Origin of the sequence: Niallia sp. (assembly GCF_031978665.1) — a bacterium.
In the GTDB taxonomy this organism is placed as follows: domain Bacteria; phylum Bacillota; class Bacilli; order Bacillales; family Cytobacillaceae; genus Niallia.
On sequence record NZ_DALZDK010000009.1, the window covers coordinates 41,980 to 67,144 of the forward strand.

Consider the following 25,165-nt stretch of genomic DNA (forward strand, 5'->3'; position numbering starts at 1 on the left):
CTCCAAAAAAGAAGCAAATTACTATGGTAAATAATCGGGTGGATTGGGATAAAAGAGATGTGGAAACTCATGAGTCCGTAAAGGAAATTGTAGAAGAAATACTTAATTCCCCTAATAAGCCTGAAAGAGTAACGATAAGCAGAGTTGGGAAGAAAGTAGGCAAATTATCCTTGCTGGAAAAGCATCTATTCAAGTTGCCTCAAACCAATGAATACTTGCTACAACATATTGAATCGGTAAGAGATTTTCAAATTCGCAGAATCAAATGGGCGATTAAAGAATGCCAACGAGAAGGATATGATGTGCAATGGTGGAGAGTAGCGAGGGTAGCTGGTATTCGGGGTGAATGGATAGAGGAATTAGAAGTGGAGTTTGAAAGGATAAGTAGCATTATTTCATAAGATTAGTTTAGCAAGGTTTGGCTTGATATTGGGAAGAGCTGTAGGTATCATAAATTTATAGAAAATAATAATTATTTGAAATGAGGAAACAAAATGGCGACTTTTTATATTAATCGCAAAAGTCCATATTGCATAAATTAACGCTCAGTCATAGGACTGGGCGTTTTTAATTGTGTTTGTTTCCAAACTGTATCGAAAGGAGGAGAGAGAATGTTGTTGGAAAAGTTGAAAGGGTCTTTACAAAATCTTTCTATTGAATTAATTGGAGACGCACTTACTATTGCTGTTTCTTTAGTCATTGGCTACTATGTGAAAGTTTTCTTTCTTATGTAGTTAGCTTTATTAAAGACTGTAATCAAAAGGAGATGACTAATTTGTGAATGAAATGAGTTTCGTGGATGTTATAAACAGGTCAGATTACAACTTAAAGAACGATGATGAATAGGAACAAGGAGGATATAAGAATGAATAAGGGATTTAAGCAGGAAAAGGAAATTGATATTACCGAATTGATGGAGGTGTTATCATTTAATGCTGAATTAGAATTGGATAATGATATTCGAGAATGGTTACAAACACCGCCTGTTAAATTGCAGAATTATGGATATGAGGTGGAAAGGGAAGAGGAGTATTTTGCAACACTAAACGAGATTTCAGAATATCTATTGGAGAGATGATGAAATAAGAATCGCAAATAAAGGAGGGAAGTCTTAATGGAACAAGATTGGATGGAAAAGTTTAGAGCAGAACTTCTGGAGGATATGAAAAAGGAAGCAAGGCAAGAGATAGCGGAAGAAATGGCAAGAATTTATCTGGAGACCACTGATTATGATGATGAACCAATATCTGAAAGGTTTGGAGTGCCTATTTACAAAATAGAGCAATTTAGAGAAGACCATAAAAAGTGGCAGTTCGCAAAACAATTAGAGATAACAGAAGAACCAGCTTTTCTTGAGGACAATGTGATTTCATTGTGCTTACCAAAAGACATGTTTCTAAAGAAGGGAAAACTGGATGGGGCTGAAAATATGCTTTTGCTCGGTTTACATGCCACAGGATTAAAGCGATTTTTAGAACTCATCTCCGATGATACAAGGAAGACATTGCGAAAGATGCTAACTGAACAAGATTTAGACGTTAAAGAGGAGGGGGAAGAGTGAATTACTATCAAATGTTAGAGAATTTGCATGTTGTTTCCAATAATAAAGATAGAGATGATGAGAACTTCTGGTCACAAGAGGTATATAGCCAATCTGATTTTTCCAGTGCGTGTTTAGATGCCCATCTACTGGTAAGGAAAAATATTTGTAAACAAGTTGAGTGGGGAAAAGAACAAAATGAAGAATGAGCAAGAAATACCAAAAGAATATTGTCCGTATTGTGGCAAGAATTTGATAAGAATTCTTTCGGAACAAGAGCAAAAGAAATACAAACTTCGATACGTAAGTGAGAAAATTGGCGTTTCCAATTGGGATTCTATCTTTGCATGGAAATGTCCTTATTGTACTAAAACCTGGAGGAGGTAGTTATGACCTTATGTTAATCCCAAAGATAGAAGCTCAGCTTATTAATTATAAGATTTACGAAGAATATACTCCTACATTAAACAAGTTAGAATTCTTTCAAGGAGTTTTCCTCCCTTTTAACAATGAAAGACAAAAAATGTTGATGTTGTGCTTATTCAATATGGGCATCAGAGAATTTATCAGTATTCTTCCACAGGAATCAAAAGAAGAATTATTGTGTTTGCTTCAACAAGATTTGAAAGAATGATTTAATTTACACAACTTTCCTGCATTTACTTTCTGTTTGTTTAGAGTTTTGGTAAAATATGATAGCGGAGCTTTGGGTTTTCGTGCATCGAAAGGATATTTTTATGAGAACGAGCACCCTTTTTGCTTTACGAAACAACCACCTTTTTTGCGGAGCTTAAAGGTGGTTGTTTTCATTACTGTGTGTATTAATGCAGGAAGGCAAAAATTCCCTTTTTGACATAAAAATAGGGAGAAGTATTTATTTTACCAAATTGAGTAAAGTTGCTAAGGTAACTCTTTTCTTCGATAGTCTTAATTGAAATATGTAAAGAGTACGGTAAATGTCATTGACGAGATTACTAAACCATAATAAGCAGATAAAAGAACTTTTCAAGTCAATTCCAAATATGAAACAGTTTTTTCAGACACTTAATGAAGGTCCTGCCTTTCCTGTGAAAGCACCAATTATTGTGAAATCAGATGGTAGAGCAAACCCCATTGTAGGACACGCATATGATTATTGGTTAAGAGCGTTTATACAACGAATAAATAACCGCTTACAAGAAAATGATAATTTAGTTGCTTATCAGGGTCTATCCTTGCTTTTTACAGAGAAAAAATTTTTCGATAAAGATGCTTACAAATATCACCTTCCATTCATAAAAGAAGAAGAAAAAGAGTTCGGTAATTATTATTATGAGACCTATTTGAAATGAAAGAAGAGAATAAAACAACTGATGAATGGTTTGAAGCAGTCCTTGATTAAATACATGAAAAATACACGGATGAAATCCTTGAAAATATGGAGCTAAAGTTTTTTGGGGACTTTACAATAACTACCCATTATTCTGAAGGGGAAATTATTTATGATAATATTATTGAAAGAAGAAATTCTTACATTTTAGGGGAATCAGTTGATGATACTCAACTGATGGAAGATTGTATGATACTGGGGAATTTGGATGCTTTCTATCGTTCTAATTATATACATGAACAAGGTGTTTTTTATGTGTCAGAAAAGGATATCACAGACTTGTTAAATTTAACAAGAGAGACTCAAAAGTTTTCTTCTCTTTTCATAATGAACCATACTCTTATATGTAATCCTTCATTTGAAAAAGCATCTATTTTAGTAGGAGGAGCAGATGCTGATATTTTAATAGATAGCACGTTGATTGAGATAAAAACTGAGTCCCAGTTTGGATATAAAGCAGACCATATGAGGCAACTTATCGGATATTATATTTTATCTCTCTTTACACCTTCCTTTCCTAAAATAGATAAGTTGGCTATTTATAATTCAAGATTTTGTCGATATGTTTACATCAATATTGATGATATATTTGATTACTTTGATTTGATTGGTTTTGCTAAAGAATTTATTGAGATTCTCCTTGAAAGAAATTCGCTGTTAAACAAAGATAAAGACGTAATTCAGCAGTCTTTTGTAACCAAAACGAAAGATTTCCAGAAGTGAAAATAATATTATTTCATTTAAATATTTTTCAACAGGGATTTCAAAACTTCCTTAAAATAGGAAGTTTCTATAAATATTCAAGTAACTGGGAATGTTAAAAGGTTATTATTCATTAAATTGTTCAAGGGAGTGTTTATATTTGTTTTATACAATCGCATTATTTCTGTTTGCAGGAATTGCTGAGATTGGAGGAGGTTATCTTATTTGGCTGTGGCTAAGGGAAGGTAAGCCGTTTTATTGGGGTATATTTGGAGGTGTTGCATTAGCTTTATACGGTGTTATTGCTACATTTCAAACCTTTCCATCGTTTGGAAGAGTCTATGCGGCCTATGGAGGAGTATTTATAATACTTTCCGTATTATGGGGATGGGGTATTGATAAAAAGACACCAGATTTATATGACTGGGTGGGTGCAGGTATATGTTTAGTTGGTGTTTCAGTGATGTTGTTTGCACCACGCCAATAACAATTCCTTTAATAGAAGGGTATTGCTTTTTTAGTCTTAAGAAAAATGTATAACACTATCCTTGACCGTGTACTATAGTACACGGTTTATACTTTTATATGGGGTGAATAATTTGAGTTATCGTATTAGTGAATTTGCGGATAAGTGTAGGGTTAATAAAGAAACCATTAGATACTACGAACGAAAGAATTTATTACAAGAACCTTCTCGAACAAATTCAGGTTATCGGACATATTCAGAGGATGATGTTAAGCGTGTAGGGTTTATTAAACGAATGCAAGAGCTTGGTTTTTCTTTGAATGAAATTTATAAATTACTTGGGGTTGTAGATAAAGATGAAATTCGATGCCAGGACATGTTTGAATTTGTATCAAAAAAAGAAGAAGAAGTTAAAAAACAAATAGAAGATTTAAAGCGTATTGAACGCATGTTGAAAGATTTAAAGAAAAGATGTCCAGATGAAAAGGAGTTACATGAATGCCCCATTATTGAAGCGTTGATTGAGGACTAATAAGAAGGGAGATTTTTATGAAACATAAAAAGAGCTTTATTGTAGGAATGGTAGGGATATTTGTTGTTCTACTATGTTGTGCTACACCTATATTAGTTATTTTATTAAGTGCTATTGGATTAGGGGCGATAACTGGCTATTTAGATTATATTCTAATTCCAGTTTTAGCAATTTTTCTTGCCTTAACTCTCTACTCTTATAATAAGTTGAATAAATCGAATTCTAAGAATGATTCTTGTTGCTCTTAAGATATAGGTGGTGATAGTGATGAAAGAGAAAGTTTCACAAGTAGCAACACTATTTTCTGGATTTCTGATGGCAGGTTGTTGTTTAGGACCTGTAATTTTGATTCCTCTTGGTTTAACAGGTTTTGCTGGAGGATTAGCAATTTATGCAACGAAATATCAAACGATGCTAATAACGGTTACGTTGGTTTTATTAGCTTACTCATTTTATTTGATTTATGGGCGAAAGTGTAAAAAGAAAAGTTCTATTATTGGATTATGGATTACAACGGTTTTGGTATTTGGGATGTTTGTTTATACGCTAATTTCCAAAGGGTACTTGTAGGAAAGGGGTATTTATTGTGCGGGTTCAACAGGTTTTAGCCATCATTTTATTTTTGTTTTTACTTTTTCTTTCTGCGTGTAGTAATGAAAAAGAGATACAAACTATTACAAGTAATAATAGTAACTCCGTATCGTTTACAGTAACAGATATGTATTGTGCAAGTTGTCCATTTGTCGTAGAAAGTGCGATAAATAAAGTGGATGGGGTAAATAATGTAATTATTGAAACAAAAGGAACAGAGGGAACTGTAACGGTTTCTTATGATGATGTAAAAACAGATATTAAAATCATTCAAGAGTCCGTTTTGGATTTAGGTTACGGTGTAAAATAAAGGAGGATAAAACACATGAAAAAATATCGGATAAAGATTGAGGGAATGACTTGTACAGGGTGTGAAGAGCATGTAGCTGTCGCACTTGAAAATATAGGAGCTAAAAACATAAAAGCTAATTTTAGTCGTGGTGAAGCTGTATTTGAATTACCTGATAATAAAGAGATTGAAACTGCCAAAAGAGCTATCAATGAAGCAAAATATCAACCTGGTGAAATAGAAGATGTGTTATCAAAGGAAGATGTGGATTTAGGTAATGAAGGTGATTATGACCTGCTTATTATCGGTTCTGGTGGAGCGGCCTTTTCGGCCGCCATTAAAGCAATAGAATATGGGGCAAAAGTTGGGATGATTGAGCGTGGAACGGTTGGGGGAACATGCGTAAATATTGGTTGTGTTCCTTCAAAAACCCTTTTACGAGCTGGGGAAATCAATCATTTAGCAAAATCAAATCCATTTATTGGGTTACAAACATCTGCTGGAGAAGTAGAATTAGCACCGTTAGTAAAGCAAAAGAATGAATTGGTTAGTGAACTCCGCAATCAAAAATATGTTAATTTAATTGATAAATATGGATTTGATTTAATTGAGGGTGAAGCTAAATTTGTTGATGAAAGTATAGTTGAGGTAAATGGAAGAAAACTTTCAGCAAAACGCTTTTTAATCGCAACAGGTGCTTCTCCATCTTTACCACCGATTGCAGGACTTGAAGAAGTAGATTATTTAACAAGTACAACGCTACTTGAATTAAAAAAAGTTCCAAAACGCTTAACGGTAATTGGTTCAGGGTATATTGGAATGGAACTTGGGCAACTTTTTCATCATTTAGGTTCGGAAGTTACACTTATGCAAAGAAGTGAGCGTCTATTAAAAGAATATGACCCTGAGATTTCTGAAGCAGTGGAAAGAGCTTTAACAGAACAGGGTATAAACCTAATAAAAGGGGCAACTTTTGAGCGTGTGGAACAAGAAGGAGAAATAAAAAAGGTTTATGTAACGGTTGAAGGAAAACGAAAAATAATTGAATCAGAGCAACTCCTTGTTGCAACAGGTAGAAAACCAAATACAGATTCTCTAAATTTAAGTGTAGCAGGTGTTGAAGTGGGAAACCGCAAAGAAATAAAAATAAATGAATATGCTCAAACAAGTAATGAAAAGATTTATTCTGCTGGGGATGTAACACTTGGACCACAATTTGTGTATGTAGCGGCCTATGAAGGTGGAATTGTCGCTGATAATGCAATTGGTGGGTTAAATAAAAAATTAGATTTATCGGTTGTACCAGGTGTTACATTTACAAATCCTTCGATTGCAACCGTTGGTTTAACAGAAGAACAAGCAAAAGAAAAAGGATATGATGTCAAAACATCTGTATTACCTTTAGAAGCTGTTCCAAGAGCAATTGTGAATCGTGAAACCACAGGTGTATTCAAAATAGTGGCAGATGCGAAAACATTAAAGATATTAGGAGTCCATGTTGTATCTGAAAATGCTGGTGATGTAATTTATGCAGGAACATTAGCTGTGAAATTTGGTCTAACTGTTGAAGACTTAAAGGAAAGCCTTGCACCATACTTAACAATGGCAGAAGGGTTAAAGTTGGCTTCTCTTACGTTTGATAAAGACGTTTCAAAATTATCTTGTTGTGCAGGATAGAAGGTCTGTACATGTTCTTCTTAAACAAATGGTGCTTTACTTCAATAAGGAGTAAAGCATTTTTTATTCAATTAACCTTGAGTATTTAATTCCTTACTTTTTTATCATTTTGGATTTTAATTCCAATAATTTTTCTGTACATACCATTTAGCATAATTGGTGAATCCATTTGTATGGATAATTGCTTAGAAAATGGATTAGCCACTTGTTCAAATCTCAATCCAATATCTGTACCCAACAAGGAGATAAGCGGTCTTATTCCCCTTTTGAAAAGGGATAGTTCTTGGTTCTCAGGAACGAATTTATCAAATATCAATATTCTCCCTTTAGGTTTCGTTACTCTAATCATCTCTTCCATACACTTATGAGGATTTGGGACAACAGAAAGAAGTAAACTTGCTATTACAATGTCAAAAGATTCATCAGGAAATGTTAAATCCTGTGCATCCATTTGCAGGAATGTAATATCTGTATGATGAAACTTTTCTCTTGCTTTATCCAGCATGTCACTGGAAAAATCAATGGCTGTTATGTCGATATCATTATGAGGGACATACTCTAAATCTGCACCTGTACCACAACCTACGAAGAGTACCCTTTCCTCCTGAACCCATTCTATATCCTTAAATACCTCTCTTCTTGCTTTTAAAAAAATTCCTTTATTGAAAAATTGGTCATAAAATGGCGACCATACTTTATAGATAATTTGATTCCATGTGCTATTCATTTTAGAACTCCTCGTTTAAAAACTTTATTGTGTATCTGTATTCTTTGGAATATTAATAAAATCCTTTAATTTGTGGGATTTTCATAAAGATAAGAATAATTTTTCGTTTCATTCAAATATATATTTGAATAACAAAGGGGTTAGAGTTATAATATATTCAAATAAACATTTGAATGAGAAAGGAGAAGTGAATGTGAGTAAAAAAGATACATGTGAAATTTATTGCTACGATGAAGAGAAAGTAAATCGAGTTCAAGAGGAAATCGAGAAGGCAGATATCAGTAATATTTCCAAAGTATTTAAAGTAATAGGTGATGAAAATCGTACTAAGATTGCGTATGCTCTTTGTCAAGAAGATGAACTATGTGTTTGTGATGTTGCCAATATCTTAGGTACATCTGTAGCGACAGCCTCCCATCATCTTCGTACTCTTCATAAACTTTCTATATTAAGGCATCGAAAAGAAGGGAAATTGGCTTTTTATTCATTAGACGATGACCATATTAAACAGTTAATCCTTATTGCATTGGAACATAATCAGGAGGTGAAAGCACATGTCTGAACAACAACAAACGAAAACTTATAGAGTACAAGGTTTTACTTGTGCAAATTGTGCATCAATATTTGAAAACAACGTCAAAGCACTTGAAGGAGTTCAAGATGCGAAAGTAAATTTTGGTGCATCGAAAGTTGATGTTATTGGAAATGCAACTATTGAAGAGTTAGAAAAAGCAGGGGCATTTGAAAATTTAAAGATAAGAAATGAAAGAGAGCAAGTTGTTAAGCAAGAATCTTTTTGGAAACAAAAAGAAAATATAAAAGTATATATATCAGCAGTCTTACTATTGATAAGTTGGATGATGACCAAACAATATGGTGAGGAAAGTCTAATTCCGACTATAGGCTATGCACTTTCTATTTTGATTGGTGGCTATTCCCTATTTATCAAAGGACTTAAAAATTTAGTTCATTTAAAGTTTGATATGAATACCTTGATGACGGTAGCCATATTAGGAGCATCTGCTATTGGAGAATGGGGCGAAGGAGCAACTGTTGTTATCCTGTTTGCAGTTAGCGAAGCATTAGAAAGATACTCAATGGATAAAGCTCGTAATTCTATCCAATCCCTAATGGATATAGCACCAAAAGAAGCTCTTATTCGTAGAGGAAATAAAGAGATTACGGTTCAAGTTGATGACATTCAAATAGACGACATTATGATAGTAAAACCAGGTCAGAAACTTGCAATGGATGGGATTGTTGTAAAAGGAACATCTACTATCAATCAAGCGGCCATTACGGGTGAATCTGTACCAGTAGTAAAAAAAGTCAATGAAGAGGTATATGCTGGTACGTTGAATGAAGAAGGATTATTAGAGGTAAAAGTTACGAAACGTGTTGAGGATACCACTCTTTCCAAAATCATTCATATGGTGGAGGAAGCACAAGCGGAAAAAGCACCATCCCAGGCGTTTGTAGACAAATTTGCAAAGTATTATACACCAGGAATTATTATTATTGCCCTATTACTGGCAGTAGTTCCTCCCCTATTCTTAAACGGAGATTGGCAGGAGTGGATTTATAGAGGTTTGGCAGTTCTTGTTGTAGGTTGTCCTTGTGCGTTGGTCATTTCAACACCAGTATCCATTGTAACTGCCATAGGAAATGGAGCGAAAAATGGTGTTTTGATAAAAGGTGGAATTCACTTAGAAGAAACAGGGGCATTAAAAGTTATTGCATTTGATAAAACTGGAACACTTACAAAAGGTCTTCCTTCTGTTACAGATATTGTCGCTTTTAATGAAGAAGAACAAAAAATAATGACGATTACATCTGCAATTGAAAAGGGGTCACAGCATCCGTTAGCTTCAGCCATTATAAGAAAAGCTGAAGCCGATAATTTACCTTATAAAGATGTGAATATAGAGAACTTCCAGTCGATTACAGGAAAAGGTGTAAAAGCAGATATCGATGGAACGACTTATTATGTAGGTAGTCCAAATTTATTCGAGGAATTATATAGCATAGAAAAGAATATTAAACAACAGATAACTAATATGCAAGAGCAAGGAAAAACAGTGATGGTCTTAGGAACTTCTAAAGAGATTATGTCTCTTATTGCAGTGGCAGATGAAGTAAGGGAGAGTTCTAAAGAGGCAATTCGTAAACTTCATCAAATTGGCATTGAAAAGACGGTCATGCTTACAGGAGATAATGAAGGAACAGCTAAAGCAATCGGTAAAGAAGTTGGTGTCATGGAGATACAAGCTGAACTTTTACCAGAAGATAAGTTAGTCTATATTAAACAGCTTCGTAGTAAATATGATAAAGTAGCAATGGTCGGAGACGGAGTAAACGATGCACCTGCCCTTGCATCTGCAACAGTGGGTATAGCAATGGGCGGAGCTGGAACGGACACAGCATTAGAGACTGCGGATATTGCTTTGATGTCTGATGATTTAAGTAAACTTCCATATACAATCAAACTAAGTCGAAAAGCGTTGGCAATCATTAAGCAAAATATTACTTTTTCATTAGGCATTAAGTTACTTGCCTTGGTACTTATTGTTCCAGGCTGGTTGACATTGTGGTTAGCCATCTTTGCAGATATGGGAGCAACATTGATTGTTACCCTAAACAGTTTAAGATTATTGAAAGTAAAGGAATAATGGAAAAATGTTAGCACTCAATCCCTAATCCCTTTTTTCCTATCACCTGCTTCTATGTTATAGCAAAAAGAAGTTTTACCCAAGGCAAATAAACTGTAGCCTTGGTCAAATAAGTTGTTCCCTAAAACGAGTGAAAATCGGAGTATCTCCTCCAGTTTTCCTCGTTTTTTTGTGTCCAAAGGCAGAGGGAGAGCCAGAAAAAAGCATAAGAAAGGCAAGAATAAATGTCAGAGGAAATGCATGACAATGCCCGATAAATCAACGATTTCACAAAAGAAGGCGAGAAGAAAAGAGTGAAAAAAGGCAGGAGAAAAAGCAGGAAAAAACCTTGACCCTGAACTCATTTTATTCCTGTTCCTACGGAACAACTTATTTTCCTAAAAAATCATGATTCTGACAAAAAATAGGAGAGAAAAGGAGCGAGTTAGGGAAGAACTTATTTTCCTACAGAAATTGGGGAAATGGGAGAAAGGCAGGAATGACAAGGGTTTGGGAGAAGGGGGGAGTTACCGTTTATTTTTGACAACTACAAGTAATAAGGATGCCCTTATTGCATTACTGAAAAGAAAAAGATACTAATTTCTGAACTTCTTCAATTATTTCATTATTTGATAAAGATATTGACTCTACAACTGATATTTCCGCTGCATCGTATACTATCCTTGAGAATAGTAAAAGATTAAATTCTGTTATTTCGTTATTTAAAGTAGATTTTAGGTGTAACCGCAGAACATCAAGCATTTTCTCCCTTAATAATGGAAAGAGTTTTAAATAGCTGTAAGGACAACTCTCTTTTACTCTGGACAGATATTCCTCAACTGCTTTATACAAACTTTCAATTTGTTTCTCATTCCATTCATTCGTGTGGTTTGTATATCGCTTGACAGTTTTACTTGCTGACTCATAAATCATATTATCAAAGAGTTGGTACTTATCCTGATAATGGGCATAAAATGTGGCCCTATTTACATTTGCTCTTTCTGTAATATTTTTTATTGTTATATCCTCAATATCTTTCTTTTCTAATAGTTCACTAAAGGCATCTTCAATGGCTTGTTTTGTAGGTGTATTTCTCGTATTTTTTACTTTCATTATTTTTCTCCCTTATCACAACATATCGTAGATTTTGTTGGTTGTTACTTATTTTATAGTGTTCTATAATCACCTTAAAGCAACAACAGTTGTTTTAATTATACCAAAAAAAGGTGGTTAAATACATGAAAAAAACAATTGCAATTATAGGTGCAGGACCAGGTTTAGGATTGTCTTTAGCAAAGAAGTTTGGTTCAAACGGTTTTAATGTTGCTTTAGTCTCCAGAGATGAACAAAAGCTAATTAAATTGGTTGATGAGCTTACATTAATGGACATTGAATCGAAGCACTATGTTACTGATGTTCGGGATCTGGAAAAGTTAGAATCTACTTTAGTACAAATAGAAGAAGACTTTGGAAAAATTGATGTTGTGGAATTTAGCCCTTATGCGGGACCAACTACTTTTAAGCACGTTTTAGAGTTGGAAATAGATGATGTGGAAGATGATTATAAAACATTTGTACTACCAGCTGTCAAATTAGTCCAAATGGTACTACCTTCCATGCGACAAAATAAATCTGGAGCAATCCTATTTAATTCAGGAATTTCAGCCCTATATCCAATCCCGCAACTAGGGAATACAGGGATTGTAAGTTCTGGTTTACGAAATTACGCACAAAACTTACACAATCTATTAAAAGAAGATGGGGTTTATGTTGGTTTCCTAGCCATATCAGCATTGATTGAGAAAGGTACAGACGGAGATCCTAATTTAATCGCAGATATTTGGTACGAGTTGTATAGTAAACAAGATAAGTTTGAAACTGTCTTCCCTGAGTTAAACATATAGAACATTTCTTGTAGTCACAAAAAGAGCCGGTATTCTTTTACTTAGAATATCGGCTTCCTTAACTAATAAAACAACGAATGAATATCAAGGAGTGGATGTTATGAAAAACATACTTATAACAGGCGGTACGGATGGAATTGGCAAAGGGATAGCAATGAATTATTTAGAAAATGGGCATCGTGTTATTTTCATAGGAAGTTCATTAGCTAAAGGAGAGCAAATATATCAAGAAGCAGAGCAAATGAATGCAGCAGATAGAGCTATTTTTATACAAGCTGATTTAAGTCTTGTAAAAGAAAATAAGAGGATTATAGAAGAAGTGAAGGATACGGTTCAAGTATTGGATAAAGTAATTTTTTGTGCTACAAGTCACAAGTCTCAAAATGACCTTCTTGATACCGCAGAAGGTTACGAGTTTAATTTTGCATTAAGTTATTTAAGCAGATATATCCTTAGCTATGGCTTAATGGATTTACTAGAGAATTCAGAGGAACCAGTCATCCTCAATGTATGTGCACCAGGAATGAAAGGCGAAGTGAATCTTGAAGATATACAGAATAAACAAAAAAGCAAAGGTTTAAAAACAATGTACCATAATAGTCGCTTAAATGATTTACTGGGTGTTTCATTTGAACAAAAAAATAAAAGTGGCCATATCAAATATATCCTTTTCAACCCATGGGCAGTACAAACGCAAGGATCATTCGAAGCATATCAAAATTCATTAACCAAAAATATGATGAAGTTCATTTATAAGGTTATTGCAAGTTACAATTGAATATGCTAGAATCCAGTTTATATTATAAAAATGAACAGGTGATTACTAATGCAGGTTTTAAAAGAAGAAGTTAGAAATAGAATTTTACATGCAGCTGTTGTCGAATTTAATTCAAAAGGGTACTCAAAAGCTTCTATGAGGAATATAGCTAAGATTGCTGACATGACCATAGGGAACATATATCGTTATTACAAGAACAAAGAAGAATTGTTTGATGCAATAGTCAAACCTGTTTATGAGCAATACTGTAATAGTTTGGAGAGTATGAGAAAAAAGGTGCATCTAAGTTATTCAGATAGTGTTCAAAGCAGGGTGAGCTATTACGATAAATTTGAAAAAACGTTAATGGAACTTTTTAAATCTTTTACTGCTGAAATGTCGATTCTTTTTAATAATAGTGAAGGTTCAAAGTATGAATGTGTAAAGGAGGACTTAATTAACCTTTCTTTTTCTGCTTTAGAAAGTATGTTCCTAGAGACTAACAAGAACCCTATGAAAGGATTAAGTCTATACCAGACAGCACTTGCTCAAATGTTTGCGACTTCTCTCATAGAAGGCATATGTATCATTCTGCGAGATAATAACGAAGGAGAAACTTTCAATAAACTTATGGATCAGTTTATATCCATGTATGCAAACGGAATGAAAGATGCCATTAGCAAATTAAAAGAGTAAAAGTACGCCATTTTATTAGATATTAACAACCGGAAATTAAGGAGAGGTAATATGAATAGTAGTCAAGAAAAACACCTTCGAGGGAAAATGAAAAAGATTGTTCGAATAGTTCTTATATTTTTAGGAGTCATCGGAATTATTCTTCTGTTTGGATTAGGACAATATATTATTTCAGACGATAGTAAAACCTACTCTTTTTTAAATGTAGAAGGGATAAATACTAACCTGGAAAACGCTGAAATCCATATTGAAACCGTTCAAGGGAAGGAAAATAAAACTCATATTGAAGTAGTTGCTAAAGGAAAAAGTATGACAAATGATATTTATATTACAAACGAGGGAAATTCGGTTAATATCGACCAAAAATCTATGTTCCGATTAGGAATTTTCGGTAACTTGAAAATAATAGTTAAGGTTGAAGTAAAAGAAAATCAGTTTGATCATTTGAATTTGTCCAATGAATCCGGAGCTATTAGTATTAAACATGCTAATAGTAATAATATAACGATCCAAACAGAATCTGGGGATGTCAGTTTAGACGACATATCAACTAAAAATACTTCTGTATCTTCCTCGTCTGCTAAGATTTCGTTAGGGAATATTACCAACTCAAACAAACTGGAAATTAAAACTCAGTCCGGGGCAATTACGTTAAAGGATGTAGAAAGCAAAGAGTTATCTATTCAATCATCATCCGGCTCACAACATGGTGAAGAGATAGTAACTTCTAATCTTACAACTCAATCAGATAGTGGGAGTGGCAGCTATGAATTTAGTGAAGCATTAGTTGAACTGAATGCGGATTCCAAAAGTTCTTCAGGAAACATAGAGTATATTTTTCAAAATGATATTCCGTTAGACATTAATTGGTCTGGTAAGAAAATGAAAAATCAAATTACAAATGATAAAAATGCAACAAATAAAATAAACATGAAAACTAATTCAGGAAATATGTCAGTAAAAAGGAAATAATTAATTGTAACTTCTACTCGAATGGGGTCTACGTTGCTTTTGATGTAGACCATTGTTTTAGAAAACGGGGGAATTAAAATGAATAAAAAATCTGGGGGAAGGTTCCTATATATAGATAATCTAAGGCTCCTGATGATAATTTTAGTCGTTCTGGTACATGCAGCAATCACATATAGTGGCATCGGTAGTTGGTATTATAAAGAAAGCGTAAATCTCTATCCCATTTCAAATGTCCTTTTTTCCTTCTTTTTGTCTTTTACTCAGGCATACTTTATGGGCTTTTTATTTTTGTTATCCGGTTATTTTGTGCCAGGTTCTTTTGATAAGAAGGGTTTTTCAAGATTTATAAAGGATAGATTGATTAGATTGGGAATTCCAACTTTACTATATATGTTATTAATCTATCCATTCATTAAATACTTTTTAACAGGTTCAAGTAGTAAGCCGACTTTTATGAGCTATTATCTGGACTATATGGTGAGTTTAGATTTTATTGGTGGATCAGGACCTTTATGGTTTGCTCTGGCATTGCTTATTTTTACTATATGCTATGGGCTAATAAGACTTCTTGTAAAAAAACAGCCAACTGACAGTGATAAAGAAATGCCCGGATTTAAAGGAATTGTATTTCTTATTGTATTAATAGCGATATGTACGTTTGCTGTTAGAATTGTACAGCCAATTGGTTCGAGCATTTATAATATGCAACTTAGCTTCTTTTCGCAATATATTATCCTCTTTATAATAGGGATATTAGCTTATAGAAATCGATGGTTCTCAAAACTTGAGTATAAGTTTGGGATTAAGTGGTTAAAAGCCGCAACTATACCAGGCATTATCTTTTGGATAATAATTATTCTGACAAGTGGAGCGTTAGAGGGAAAAGAATATTTTACAGGTGGTTTACGATGGCAAAGTGCTGCATATTCATTGTGGGAATCTTTTACTGCCGTTGCAATGTCGATTGGACTAACTGCTCTTTTTAAAGAAAAATTCAATAAGCAAAACAAATTTATGAAAGTCTTAGCTGATAATTCGTTTGCAGTTTATGTGTTTCATGCACCTATTCTAGTAATGGTATCAATAATCATGCAGGGAGTTTTCCTTCCACCCATAGTGAAATTTTTGATTGCCAGTATTGTAAGTTTAGCTATTAGTTTTACGTTTGCAAACTATGTAGTGAAGAAAACTCCATTCTTAAATAAAGTTATAAAATAATAAGGGGAAAGTGTGGATAATGTATGTAAAGAAACATACAACATGATGCATCTATCTAAATTCTTATCCCCAATTTACTATGTCTACTAGGTCTGCATATGTTCTTAGATAAAAATAACTTTCCTATTCTTGAAGGTTATCCGGTACTTCTCCCGGCAGGCCTTCGGTTTTTTTAATTTCCAAAAGTAGAAAAAAATCCAATCCAATCAATATCTAACGACCCCATTTTTTAATATAAATTCATTTCTAGTCTAATAATGAAATAGGAGGTGAAGAATCTAAAGAAGACCATGTGTCATATTTAAGAAGCGATAATCCCATTCATTTGGACATGGTACCAAATGAAAAAGGACAACGATGTAAAAATCGACTGTCCTTTTTTTATGCTCTTTTTAAATTAATGCCCTTTTAATAGTGACTCTTAAGAAGTTTCATTGTTTTCTCTATTATTTCGACAGAATTATTCATAAATAATGGTTAAAGTTATTATTTGTAATTGACAGAAAAATAAAAAACAAGTATTATAATTGAGAATGATAATCATTAACTATTATAAAAAAAGAAGGGACATACATATGTTTAAAAATCGAAAAAAGCCATTTATTCAAATTTTATTATTCTCCATTGTAGCAATCTTGTTATTAGCAGGTTGTTCTAGTCAGTCATCCTCTAAAGCGGATGAAACAAAATCAGCTGATTCGAATACAGATTCTAAATATCCAATCACGATTAAACATGCGTTTGGCGAGAGTGTAATTGAAGAAAAGCCTGAACGTGTTGCTACTATTGCATGGTCCAACCAAGATGTAGCGCTTGCTCTTGGAGTGGTGCCTGTCGGTTTCTCAGCAGCAAACTATGGTGTTCAAGATGATAGCGGCATGTTGCCTTGGACTGCAGAGAAAGTAAAAGAATTAGGTGAAGAAAATCCGAATATCTTCCAAGATACAGATGGTTTAGATTTTGAAGCAATTGCTGATTCTAATCCAGATGTCATTCTTGCAGCTTACTCTGGTATTACACAAGAAGACTATGATACTTTAAGTGAAATTGCACCAGTTGTAGCCTATCAAACTAGTCCATGGGTAGCTTCTTGGCGTGAACAAGTAACATACAATTCCATGGGAATGGGTATGGAAGAAGAAGGCAAGCAGCTTATTGCGGATACAGAAAAATTAATTGCTGATAAAGCGAATGAATACCCTGAAATAAAGGGGAGAAAAGCAGCATTTGTAAGTATTAATGGCTCTGACTTATCAAAGTTTTATATCTACTCACCAACAGATCCACGTGGTGAATTCCTTACTGAGTTAGGAATGGAATATCCGGAAAGTATTACAAGTCAAATTACGGATCCAACTAGTTTCTATTTAGAGGTAAGTGCTGAGAATGCAGATATATTAAACGATGTTGATATTTTCGTATCATATGGAAATGATAAGACACTTGCCGCTTTACAGGCTGATCCAATCTATGGGAAAATTCCAGCGGTGGAGAGAGGATCTGTTGTCATTATTGAGGATAATACGCCACTTGCAGCAGCCGGAACACCAAGTACACTTTCTATTGAATACTCTATTGACGAGTACTTAAATTTACTCTCAGAAGCTGTAAGCAAAGTGAAGTAAAATGGAACATACATCCGTTATCAAAAATAAGCAGTTACTCATACCGAGAAAATTTATCAATGTATTATTAATTTCAATTGTCTTACTCGGTATAAGTTTATTGGCGTCTCTTGCCTTTGGGTCCCGTACTGTTGGATGGAACGAAATAATGGATGGGTTATTTCATCCAGAAATACAGTCCCATGGGGCAAATGTTGTTCGCCAAAGAATTGCTAGGACTGTATTTAGCCTTTTGTGTGGTGCTGCATTAGGAGTTTCTGGGGCTCTCATGCAATCTGTCACACGTAATCCTATTGCAGACCCTAGTATATTAGGAGTAAACACAGGGGCAGCACTGTTTGTCGTTTGTGGGATTACCTTTTTTCATATTGGTACTGCTAGTCAATATATTTGGTTTGCGTTAGCAGGAGCCATTTTAACTGCCATTTTTGTATTCGGAATTGGTTCGATGGGGAGTGGCGGTGCCACCCCCCTTAAACTCGTTTTAGCGGGGGCTGCGACAAGTGCGGCTTTATCCTCACTTGTGATGGCCATTATGATTCCGCGTTCAAATGTGATGGATCAATTTAGATTTTGGCAGGTAGGTAGTGTTGGAACAGGAAATTGGAACTCAATCTCCATTTTTATTCCTTTTCTCCTTGTTGGTGTACTTATAGCGGTGTTCTCAGCTCCCGCCCTAAATGCTTTAGCATTAGGGGATGAAGTAGCTACAGGCTTGGGTGTACGTACTGGTGCACTAAGACTTGTTGCAGCATTTGGAGGAGTATTATTGTGTGGGGCAGCAACAGCACTAGCAGGTCCTATTGGCTTTATCGGTCTACTTGCAACACATGTGATTCGACTCATAATTGGCCCTGATTTACGATATATTATTCCAATGTCTGCTGTAGCAGGGGCAATTATATTAACTAGTTCAGATGTTTGTGGTCGAATTCTTGGAAGTCCTGGTGAGCTTGAAGTGGGTATTGTTACTGCGTTTATTGGTGCTCCTATTTTAATCTTAATAACTATGAAAGCGAAAATGCGTGCGTTATGATGAATGAATCGATCAATCTAATTATGGTAGGTAGAACAAAAAGACGTCGTCGTTTTATACTTGTCACTTGCTTCCTTGCAATCCTTGCGCTTGCACTATGCTGCACGATGCTCATGCTAGGAAACACGATTTATCCTTTTGCGGATGTAATCAGTGTTTTGCTAGGTGAGCAAGTAAAAGGAGCCTCCTTTGCAGTGGGAACGATCCGTTTTCCAAGAATGGTTGCTGGTGTGTTTGCTGGATTTGCCTTTGGTATTTCTGGCCATGTGTTTCAAACGATGCTTCGGAATCCTTTAGCAAATCCAAATGTTATCGGAATTACAGCGGGTTCGAGTGCTGCTGCTGTTTTTTGTATCATTGTTCTTCATGCAAGTAGTACTTTTGTTTCCATTGCTTCTATTATTGGTGGACTAGCTACGGTAATCGTTATTTTTCTATTATCAAAAGGTACTTCTTTTTCCATTGGTAGATTAATATTAATAGGAATTGGAATACAAGCAATGCTAAATGCTGTCATTTCTTATTTATTACTTATCGGTCAACATCATGATGTTCCTACAGCGATGAGATGGTTAAGTGGCAGTTTAAATGGAGCTAAAATGGAAAATCTTTATGCCCTTATGATTACAGTTCTTATCTTTACGCCTATCATCCTATTACTCGGAAAGCGATTAGATATGCTAGAGCTTGGGGAGCAAACAGCAACTTCCCTTGGGGTTAATACAAATAGAACAAGGGTTATTTTGATTGTCAGTTCGGTATTAATTATTGCTTTAGCTACTGCTACCACAGGACCCATTGCATTTGTCGCATTCCTTTCTGGACCTATTGCAAAAAGACTAGTTGGTATTGGCTTTTCTACCATTATTCCAGCGGGTCTTATGGGAATTATATTAGTTTTAGCATCCGATCTTATTGGGCAGTTTGCATTCGTCGCTAGATATCCTGTAGGTGTAATTACTGGCATTCTAGGAGCTCCATACTTAATCATGCTATTAATCCGAATGAATCGAAAGGAAGAATTGTAATGGAAAAGATACATGAATTTCGAGCTGAGAAGTTAGCATCGGGCTATGAAAATAAAATGATATTACAAGATATTGAGCTTGAAATTCCAAGTAATAAAATAAGTGTTATTATCGGAGCGAATGGGTGTGGGAAATCGACGCTCTTAAAAACTCTCTCTAATCTTATTAAATCATCATCTGGTAACATTACACTTGATGGAAAATCAATTAGTAAAATTCCAACAAAGCAATTAGCTCGAATTCTTGGTATTTTACCTCAATCGCCTATTGTGCCAGAAGGAATAACCGTAGCAGATTTAGTTGGTCGCGGGAGATTCCCTCATCAATCTTTTTTAAGTGGTTGGTCAAAGAAGGATTATGAAGCGGTTAGTGACGCGATGGAAATTATGAAGATAACAGAATTTGCTAATCGCGATATCGATGAACTATCAGGTGGGCAAAGACAACGTGTTTGGATTGCAATGGCTTTAGCGCAGCAAACAGATATTTTATTTTTGGATGAGCCGACAACCTTTTTAGATATCACTTATCAAGTGGAAATTTTGGATTTGTTAACAGACCTTAATCGTAAATACGGAACAACCATTGTGATGGTGTTGCATGATATCAATCTTTCTGCGCGTTATGCAGATTATATTTTTGCTCTGGAAAAAGGAAAACTTGTAGGGGAAGGTAAGCCAGCAAATATTATTACAAGTACGTTGGTTGAAGATATTTTTGGCCTTCATTGTACCGTGATTAAGGATCCAGTCTCCGGTACTCCTTTAGTTGTGCCTAAGGGTAGGTATCACGTAAAAATCTAGGTTTTCAGTTTAATAAAAATGCCTCAAGTTTAAATAAACTTGGAGGCTTTTTTTATGGATAAGACGCCGTGTATTTTAGAAGAATGTAATGCTGGTTCTATGAATAATTCTATATATTGTAAATATTGTTATGGTTTTTGGGAATATTAACTTTTATATGCCAACTTAAAGGATGATTATTATGGCCCTTGCTATTCTAGCATTGTTAGCTTGTTTAGTGTTAATTGTATTTGCGATTGTTCCTAAAGGGTTAACGCTAACGGAAATGGTTTTTTTATATTTTGTAATCGGAATATCAACGATTACTTTCTTCACGATACTTGATGTCAACTTGCAATGGGTTCCCCTTACCCGAAGCGTGGAAGGATCTTTTGCAATGTATATATGTCGCTTTATTGTGATACCTTTTCAAATTCTTTTGGCCGTATCTATACTCCATTCTCAAATGAAGGCGAAGTGGCGATGGGGATTGGCAATAACGATGATATTATGCTTATGTTTGGAGGATCAAGTATATTTGTGGGCTGATTTGCTTACTTTCCATAAATGGAATAAGTTTTATTCTGCTCTTATGTATACAGTATCTATATTCTCAGTATGGTGGATAGCTCGTTGGTTTATTTGCCTAGAAAAAGGAGAATATCAAGAAAATGAATGAAATTCGTTATGATAATAGTTTTAATACGAACGAGTGGAGTATCGTCATTTCACTCTTCATTGGATTATTGTTGGTGTTAATACTTCCAAAAAGGTTTACAAAAAAGACAGCTAGCGTTTATCTTATGTGTGGCGTTTTTTTTGGTTTTTTTTTCGATCATACTTTAAGTGTGTTACCTGTTCGCTATTATGTAATTAATGATAGTTCTTCCTTTGAACTAATGGATTTTTTATCTCATGTAATGTATGCGCCAATCAGCTATCTTTTCTTTTATCTATATGACTTCTTTAACATCAAACCAAATTTTTCGCTATTGTACATCCTGGTATGGGGGCTAGTGAGTGTTGGAGTGGAGAAGCTTTGTGTCACTATCGGGATTTTCCACTATCAACATGGATATAACTTCTATTATTCATTTGTTATTTATTTGTTGGTTGTAAGTATTTGGGTACTATTTTACAGGTTAATTAAGGTATATGGAGATAAACGATATTAGCGGAGATTAAAACCTGTAGTCAGGATTTGAAAAAGAAAGAATGAGAACGAGAATAGAATATTTCTCCTTATTTTTGCTTGGATTTTAACTTAAATAGCCCTTTACAAACCTCTATTTACAGGAGTAAGATACAAAAAAATAATACATTTCAAGTAAAGTCGCTGAATCCTCCATGAATGAGGAACGGAGGACCCACTTTTTTGTGAGTAATCACTAGGGGTGAATCCTTTTTGTAAAGGTAGGGTTATTCTTAGACCCGAATCCGACTGCTAACTTCGTAAGCATTGTAAGAAGAGAGAATCGAAACTTGTGCTCATTGAGTGATTAATGGACCACAGGGGGATACCTCTGTGTTTTTTGGTGTGCAGATTTTTCGTATGAGAGGAAGATAATTTTCGCACAAACTAAGTTAATCCGAATTGCGAGGATAGAAGGAAGAAGGGGAAAAAATGAGGGTTCCGAAGAGAAAAGATATAATCAATTTAAGTCCGCCTCAAATTCTTATTTGCGTATTTGTCGCTTTTACATTACTAGGTATGATCCTTTTAAAAGTACCATTGGCTACAACGGGAGGTATTTCATGGACAGATGCTTTGTTTACTTCCACTTCCGCGATGACAGTAACAGGGTTGGCTGTAATTGATACTGGTAGCTCGTTTACTTTATTTGGGGAAATCGTAATATTATGTTTAATTCAAATTGGTGGATTAGGAATTATGACATTTGCTGTTTTAATTTTTATGTCTTTAGGAAGAAAAATCGGATTTAAAGAGCGTATTCTTATCCAGCAAGCTTTAAGCCAAACGTCTATGGGAGGAATTATTAAATTAGCGAAACAGCTATTTATATTTTCTATTATTCTGGAAATCATCGCTGCTGTCCTTTTATCAATCAGATGGGTTCCGGAAATGGGCTGGGGAAAAGGGATTTATGCAGCTATTTTTCATTCCATTTCCTCCTTTAATAATGCTGGTTTCTCAATCTGGCCAGATAATTTATCTGGATATGTGGCAGATCCTGTCGTAAATATCGTTATTTCCTTTCTCTTTATTGTTGGGGGAATAGGTTTTACAGTCGTGTTTGATCTGTGGAAGAAATCAGAGTTTAAAAAACTAACTCTTCATACGAAGATGATGGTAGTTGGTACGATTGTGATTAACATTATTGCCGTGTTTCTTGTATTTAGCTTTGAGTATGATAATCCCCAAACATTAGGAGAGCTATCATGGTCTGGGAAAATTCAAGCTGCTTATTTTCAAGGAGTGGTGCCAAGAACAGCGGGCTTTAATACAGTTGATATTGGAGGATTAAACGAATCTACTCTTTTTCTAATGATTTTGCTTATGTTTATTGGAGCAGGAAGCGGCTCAACAGGGGGAGGAATTAAACTAACAACCTTCCTTGCTATGGTCTTATCTGTTCTTTCGTTTTTAAGAAACAAAGACGAAATTGTTATTTTTAATCGATCCATCGATGATAGAACCGTTGTAAAATCATTAGCAATTACAATTATTAGTCTTTTTGTCATTTGTGTAGCTATTTTTATTTTGGATGTAACCGAGAAGAACGCAAGTTTCCTTGCCATTGTGTTTGAAGTAGTATCTGCTTTTGGAACTTCAGGCTTATCGATGGGATTAACTGGTGCATTAACTTCGATAGGGAAAATTGTCATTGTTTTTGTCATGTTCGTTGGAAAAATTGGCCCATTAACCTTAGCCTTTTCTTTAGCAAAACCAAATCAATCAAAGATTCGCTATCCGAAAGAAGATATTTTAACAGGATGAGTGCATAAAATGAGGGTTTGTTCTTATGATGAGAGAACGAATCCTTATTTCAAAATAAGATAATAGCATATTTTGTCAGAAAATATGCTATTATTATTTTATTCGGAATACAAAGAGAATTCATTTGAGACAACATGGGGGAATAAGATGAAAACCTGGATACGACAAAATCTTTATTGGATGACACCAGGTGTGCTGATTGTACTAGGACTGTTTTTACTATTTGTCCAAAACTTTTCCAAAGTGACAGCACAGCCGGAACCAGATTGGAGCAGGGGATTGTTAGTTGGACAATCTGAAGTAAATACATTACCCGCAATAAAGGAAACAGAGGATGACAATTACTTGTTCTCCTTTTTTCAGGAAAATAAATTAAATACCGCTTCAATGAACAAGGAGTTTCAGATAGAGGAAGAGAAAAATTATGATATACCGGTAGATAAATGGACGCAAATATATCAGGGGAAGGATCAGCTTATATATTTTGACTATGAAAATATATATGATCAAAATAAGACGAAATTAGTTGCTGATGTAGAGGAATTCTACCCGTTGGATTCGTCTATTCTGTATGTAAAAGAAAATAAGCTTTTTCAATTAAATCCTGATACGACAAAATCTTCAGAAGTCATGGAGATTAATCTAGATAAAGAAAAGCTATCTCTAGAAGAAAATGAGGATGGCATTCATCTCCTATTATTTACAAAGGGAAAAAGTAATGTAGATCTTACGTTATACCGTTTACAGGAAGGGAAAATAGGTCGTTTATATGAAACAAAGATCAAGGTGGATCCTGGGAAGATAGTAAATGGTATTTCCTTCACATTTGAGGAGCAGAAGCTGGCATTATTGCTACTGGAGGAACTAGAATTAACACAAGGACAACCTGAGTATTTCAATTACTTTGCAGAAGCAGAGATTACAAGCACAGAACAACCCGAACAGTATGAGTTAACGTTTCAGGATCCTGCAACGGAGAATGGGAAGTTAACGGAAATTTCGGATGTTATTTTTACTTATAGGGACGGAAAGCCGCGTCTTTTATTTAAGGCGAATGGTTTTACGGAAACGAAATACAATGAAAAGAATGGGTTCAATATTTATGAAGCGGAAATAGGGGAAGAGGGAAATACAAAGACAGAACGACGGAGTAATACAGCGGCGATTTCCACTATTCCACAATGGTTAAATGAGGATACAGTTGTTTGGATGGATCTTGATGGAGATGGCAATAAAGTGTATGTTTCTTCCAATGAGCTGACCAAAATAAACAAGCAAATTAAAAATACATCTGAGGATTGGCTACAGTCGATTGGGAAGACATTTGGAATGATTTCAACTTCCTTTTTTGCCTTTGCACTTTCGTTTATTTGGTTACTATGGCCAATACTATTTGTGATATTTATGTATGTATTTTTCAGCAGAACCGTAGATTATGATCGACCATGGATTTTCTATACAGGCATCGGAATCTACTTAGTGGCAGCAGTGTTATTTAAGGATCGTTTCTTTGTATCCAATATATTGTCAAGTGCACCTGGTTATTTAACGTTTACAGGCAGTACCTATTTCTATCTCCTATTATTTGCGATTATTGCTTACTTCTTATCCATGTTGACGAAACGTATAAATGAATGGACAGGAGCA

The 25,165-nt window shown here is 34.7% G+C and carries 31 protein-coding genes and 1 riboswitch; of the genes, 29 read left to right on the forward strand and 2 right to left on the reverse strand.

Annotation, left to right across the window (positions count from 1 at the left end; genetic code table 11):
• The 14 genes from RTL21_RS06740 to merA all read left to right on the forward strand — a co-directional run.
• On the forward strand, window positions 1–401 hold a 401-nt coding region (locus RTL21_RS06740), incomplete at its 5' end, for a TnsD family Tn7-like transposition protein (RefSeq protein ID WP_312094600.1).
• 210 nt (window positions 402–611) lie between these two features.
• Window positions 612–734: a hypothetical protein gene (locus RTL21_RS06745; protein ID WP_255475359.1), complete on the forward strand. Its 123-nt coding sequence runs from the start codon at window positions 612–614 to the stop codon at window positions 732–734.
• Window positions 735–865: 131 nt separating this feature from the next.
• On the forward strand, window positions 866–1,078 hold the full coding sequence (locus RTL21_RS06750; protein WP_036178223.1) for a hypothetical protein: 213 nt from the start codon (window positions 866–868) through the stop codon (window positions 1,076–1,078).
• A gap of 36 nt (window positions 1,079–1,114) precedes the next feature.
• Entirely contained in the window at window positions 1,115–1,561 is a 447-nt protein-coding gene (locus RTL21_RS06755; RefSeq protein WP_062686384.1) for a hypothetical protein, read from the forward strand.
• Window positions 1,558–1,749, forward strand: a complete 192-nt coding sequence (locus tag RTL21_RS06760) for a hypothetical protein (protein WP_036178230.1) — start codon at window positions 1,558–1,560, stop codon at window positions 1,747–1,749. Before RTL21_RS06755 ends, RTL21_RS06760 begins: the two co-directional genes overlap by 4 nt.
• Window positions 1,750–1,937: 188 nt before the next feature.
• Complete coding sequence (locus tag RTL21_RS06765) at window positions 1,938–2,174, forward strand: hypothetical protein (protein ID WP_036178235.1); 237 nt, start codon at window positions 1,938–1,940, stop codon at window positions 2,172–2,174.
• 388 nt (window positions 2,175–2,562) lie between these two features.
• On the forward strand, window positions 2,563–2,871 hold the full coding sequence (locus RTL21_RS06770; protein ID WP_139109147.1) for a hypothetical protein: 309 nt from the start codon (window positions 2,563–2,565) through the stop codon (window positions 2,869–2,871).
• An 86-nt stretch (window positions 2,872–2,957) separates the two neighbouring features.
• Entirely contained in the window at window positions 2,958–3,632 is a 675-nt protein-coding gene (locus RTL21_RS06775) for a hypothetical protein (protein WP_062686381.1), read from the forward strand.
• 139 nt (window positions 3,633–3,771) lie between these two features.
• On the forward strand, window positions 3,772–4,098 hold the full coding sequence (locus tag RTL21_RS06780) for a YnfA family protein (RefSeq protein ID WP_062686379.1): 327 nt from the start codon (window positions 3,772–3,774) through the stop codon (window positions 4,096–4,098).
• A 112-nt stretch (window positions 4,099–4,210) separates the two neighbouring features.
• On the forward strand, window positions 4,211–4,609 hold the full coding sequence (gene merR / locus RTL21_RS06785) for a mercury resistance transcriptional regulator MerR (protein ID WP_062686376.1): 399 nt from the start codon (window positions 4,211–4,213) through the stop codon (window positions 4,607–4,609).
• 17 nt (window positions 4,610–4,626) lie between these two features.
• Window positions 4,627–4,857, forward strand: coding sequence for a mercury resistance system transport protein MerF (merF, locus tag RTL21_RS06790; RefSeq protein ID WP_036178241.1), 231 nt, complete (start codon window positions 4,627–4,629; stop codon window positions 4,855–4,857).
• 19 nt (window positions 4,858–4,876) lie between these two features.
• Entirely contained in the window at window positions 4,877–5,179 is a 303-nt protein-coding gene (gene merT, locus RTL21_RS06795) for a mercuric transport protein MerT (protein WP_062686373.1), read from the forward strand.
• Between the two features lie 16 nt (window positions 5,180–5,195).
• The gene (locus RTL21_RS06800; RefSeq protein ID WP_312094609.1) at window positions 5,196–5,510 is read left to right on the forward strand and encodes a heavy-metal-associated domain-containing protein; all 315 of its coding nucleotides are present in this window, start codon (window positions 5,196–5,198) and stop codon (window positions 5,508–5,510) included.
• Window positions 5,511–5,525: 15 nt separating this feature from the next.
• Complete coding sequence (gene merA / locus RTL21_RS06805; RefSeq protein WP_062686370.1) at window positions 5,526–7,166, forward strand: mercury(II) reductase; 1,641 nt, start codon at window positions 5,526–5,528, stop codon at window positions 7,164–7,166.
• Window positions 7,167–7,251: 85 nt separating this feature from the next.
• Here the strand turns inward: merA and RTL21_RS06810 are convergent, their stop codons facing one another.
• A complete protein-coding gene (locus RTL21_RS06810; RefSeq protein WP_044394568.1) occupies window positions 7,252–7,893 on the reverse strand; it encodes a class I SAM-dependent methyltransferase in 642 nt (213 codons plus the stop codon).
• A gap of 193 nt (window positions 7,894–8,086) precedes the next feature.
• Between RTL21_RS06810 and RTL21_RS06815 the strand changes: the two genes are divergently transcribed.
• Both RTL21_RS06815 and RTL21_RS06820 read left to right on the forward strand, forming a co-directional pair.
• The gene (locus RTL21_RS06815) at window positions 8,087–8,455 is read left to right on the forward strand and encodes an ArsR/SmtB family transcription factor (RefSeq protein ID WP_044394569.1); all 369 of its coding nucleotides are present in this window, start codon (window positions 8,087–8,089) and stop codon (window positions 8,453–8,455) included.
• Window positions 8,448–10,562, forward strand: coding sequence for a heavy metal translocating P-type ATPase (locus RTL21_RS06820; RefSeq protein ID WP_044394570.1), 2,115 nt, complete (start codon window positions 8,448–8,450; stop codon window positions 10,560–10,562). Before RTL21_RS06815 ends, RTL21_RS06820 begins: the two co-directional genes overlap by 8 nt.
• 555 nt (window positions 10,563–11,117) lie before the next feature.
• Here the strand turns inward: RTL21_RS06820 and RTL21_RS06825 are convergent.
• Window positions 11,118–11,654 carry a TetR/AcrR family transcriptional regulator gene (locus tag RTL21_RS06825; RefSeq protein ID WP_312094615.1) on the reverse strand — a complete coding sequence of 179 codons (537 nt, stop codon included), beginning with the start codon at window positions 11,652–11,654 and terminating at the stop codon, window positions 11,118–11,120.
• Between the two features lie 125 nt (window positions 11,655–11,779).
• On the opposite strand from RTL21_RS06825, the gene RTL21_RS06830 reads away from it, so the two are divergent.
• From RTL21_RS06830 to RTL21_RS06890, 13 genes are all read left to right on the forward strand, one after another.
• Window positions 11,780–12,445, forward strand: coding sequence for an SDR family NAD(P)-dependent oxidoreductase (locus RTL21_RS06830; protein ID WP_312094617.1), 666 nt, complete (start codon window positions 11,780–11,782; stop codon window positions 12,443–12,445).
• A 100-nt stretch (window positions 12,446–12,545) separates the two neighbouring features.
• On the forward strand, window positions 12,546–13,223 hold the full coding sequence (locus tag RTL21_RS06835; RefSeq protein WP_312094619.1) for an SDR family NAD(P)-dependent oxidoreductase: 678 nt from the start codon (window positions 12,546–12,548) through the stop codon (window positions 13,221–13,223).
• 48 nt (window positions 13,224–13,271) lie between these two features.
• Window positions 13,272–13,898, forward strand: a complete 627-nt coding sequence (locus RTL21_RS06840) for a TetR/AcrR family transcriptional regulator (protein WP_312094620.1) — start codon at window positions 13,272–13,274, stop codon at window positions 13,896–13,898.
• Window positions 13,899–13,949: 51 nt separating this feature from the next.
• Window positions 13,950–14,870, forward strand: a complete 921-nt coding sequence (locus tag RTL21_RS06845) for a DUF4097 family beta strand repeat-containing protein (protein WP_312094622.1) — start codon at window positions 13,950–13,952, stop codon at window positions 14,868–14,870.
• A gap of 78 nt (window positions 14,871–14,948) precedes the next feature.
• Window positions 14,949–16,088, forward strand: a complete 1,140-nt coding sequence (locus RTL21_RS06850; protein ID WP_312094624.1) for an acyltransferase family protein — start codon at window positions 14,949–14,951, stop codon at window positions 16,086–16,088.
• 575 nt (window positions 16,089–16,663) lie between these two features.
• Window positions 16,664–17,713, forward strand: coding sequence for an iron-siderophore ABC transporter substrate-binding protein (locus tag RTL21_RS06855; protein ID WP_312094626.1), 1,050 nt, complete (start codon window positions 16,664–16,666; stop codon window positions 17,711–17,713).
• A 1-nt stretch (window position 17,714) separates the two neighbouring features.
• Window positions 17,715–18,749, forward strand: a complete 1,035-nt coding sequence (locus RTL21_RS06860; RefSeq protein ID WP_312094628.1) for a FecCD family ABC transporter permease — start codon at window positions 17,715–17,717, stop codon at window positions 18,747–18,749.
• Window positions 18,746–19,777, forward strand: a complete 1,032-nt coding sequence (locus RTL21_RS06865; protein WP_312094630.1) for a FecCD family ABC transporter permease — start codon at window positions 18,746–18,748, stop codon at window positions 19,775–19,777. Before RTL21_RS06860 ends, RTL21_RS06865 begins: the two co-directional genes overlap by 4 nt.
• Window positions 19,777–20,580: an ABC transporter ATP-binding protein gene (locus tag RTL21_RS06870; protein ID WP_312094632.1), complete on the forward strand. Its 804-nt coding sequence runs from the start codon at window positions 19,777–19,779 to the stop codon at window positions 20,578–20,580. The genes RTL21_RS06865 and RTL21_RS06870 overlap by 1 nt, the downstream gene beginning before the upstream one ends.
• 181 nt (window positions 20,581–20,761) lie before the next feature.
• The gene (locus tag RTL21_RS06875) at window positions 20,762–21,238 is read left to right on the forward strand and encodes a hypothetical protein (RefSeq protein ID WP_312094634.1); all 477 of its coding nucleotides are present in this window, start codon (window positions 20,762–20,764) and stop codon (window positions 21,236–21,238) included.
• Complete coding sequence (locus RTL21_RS06880; protein WP_312094636.1) at window positions 21,231–21,734, forward strand: hypothetical protein; 504 nt, start codon at window positions 21,231–21,233, stop codon at window positions 21,732–21,734. The genes RTL21_RS06875 and RTL21_RS06880 overlap by 8 nt, the downstream gene beginning before the upstream one ends.
• Window positions 21,735–21,883: 149 nt before the next feature.
• Window positions 21,884–22,033, forward strand: a riboswitch (cyclic di-AMP (ydaO/yuaA leader).
• A 150-nt stretch (window positions 22,034–22,183) separates the two neighbouring features.
• A complete protein-coding gene (locus RTL21_RS06885; RefSeq protein ID WP_312094638.1) occupies window positions 22,184–23,518 on the forward strand; it encodes a TrkH family potassium uptake protein in 1,335 nt (444 codons plus the stop codon).
• Between the two features lie 147 nt (window positions 23,519–23,665).
• The coding region (locus RTL21_RS06890; protein WP_312094640.1) for a DNA translocase FtsK 4TM domain-containing protein at window positions 23,666–25,165 on the forward strand (1,500 nt) is incomplete at its 3' end.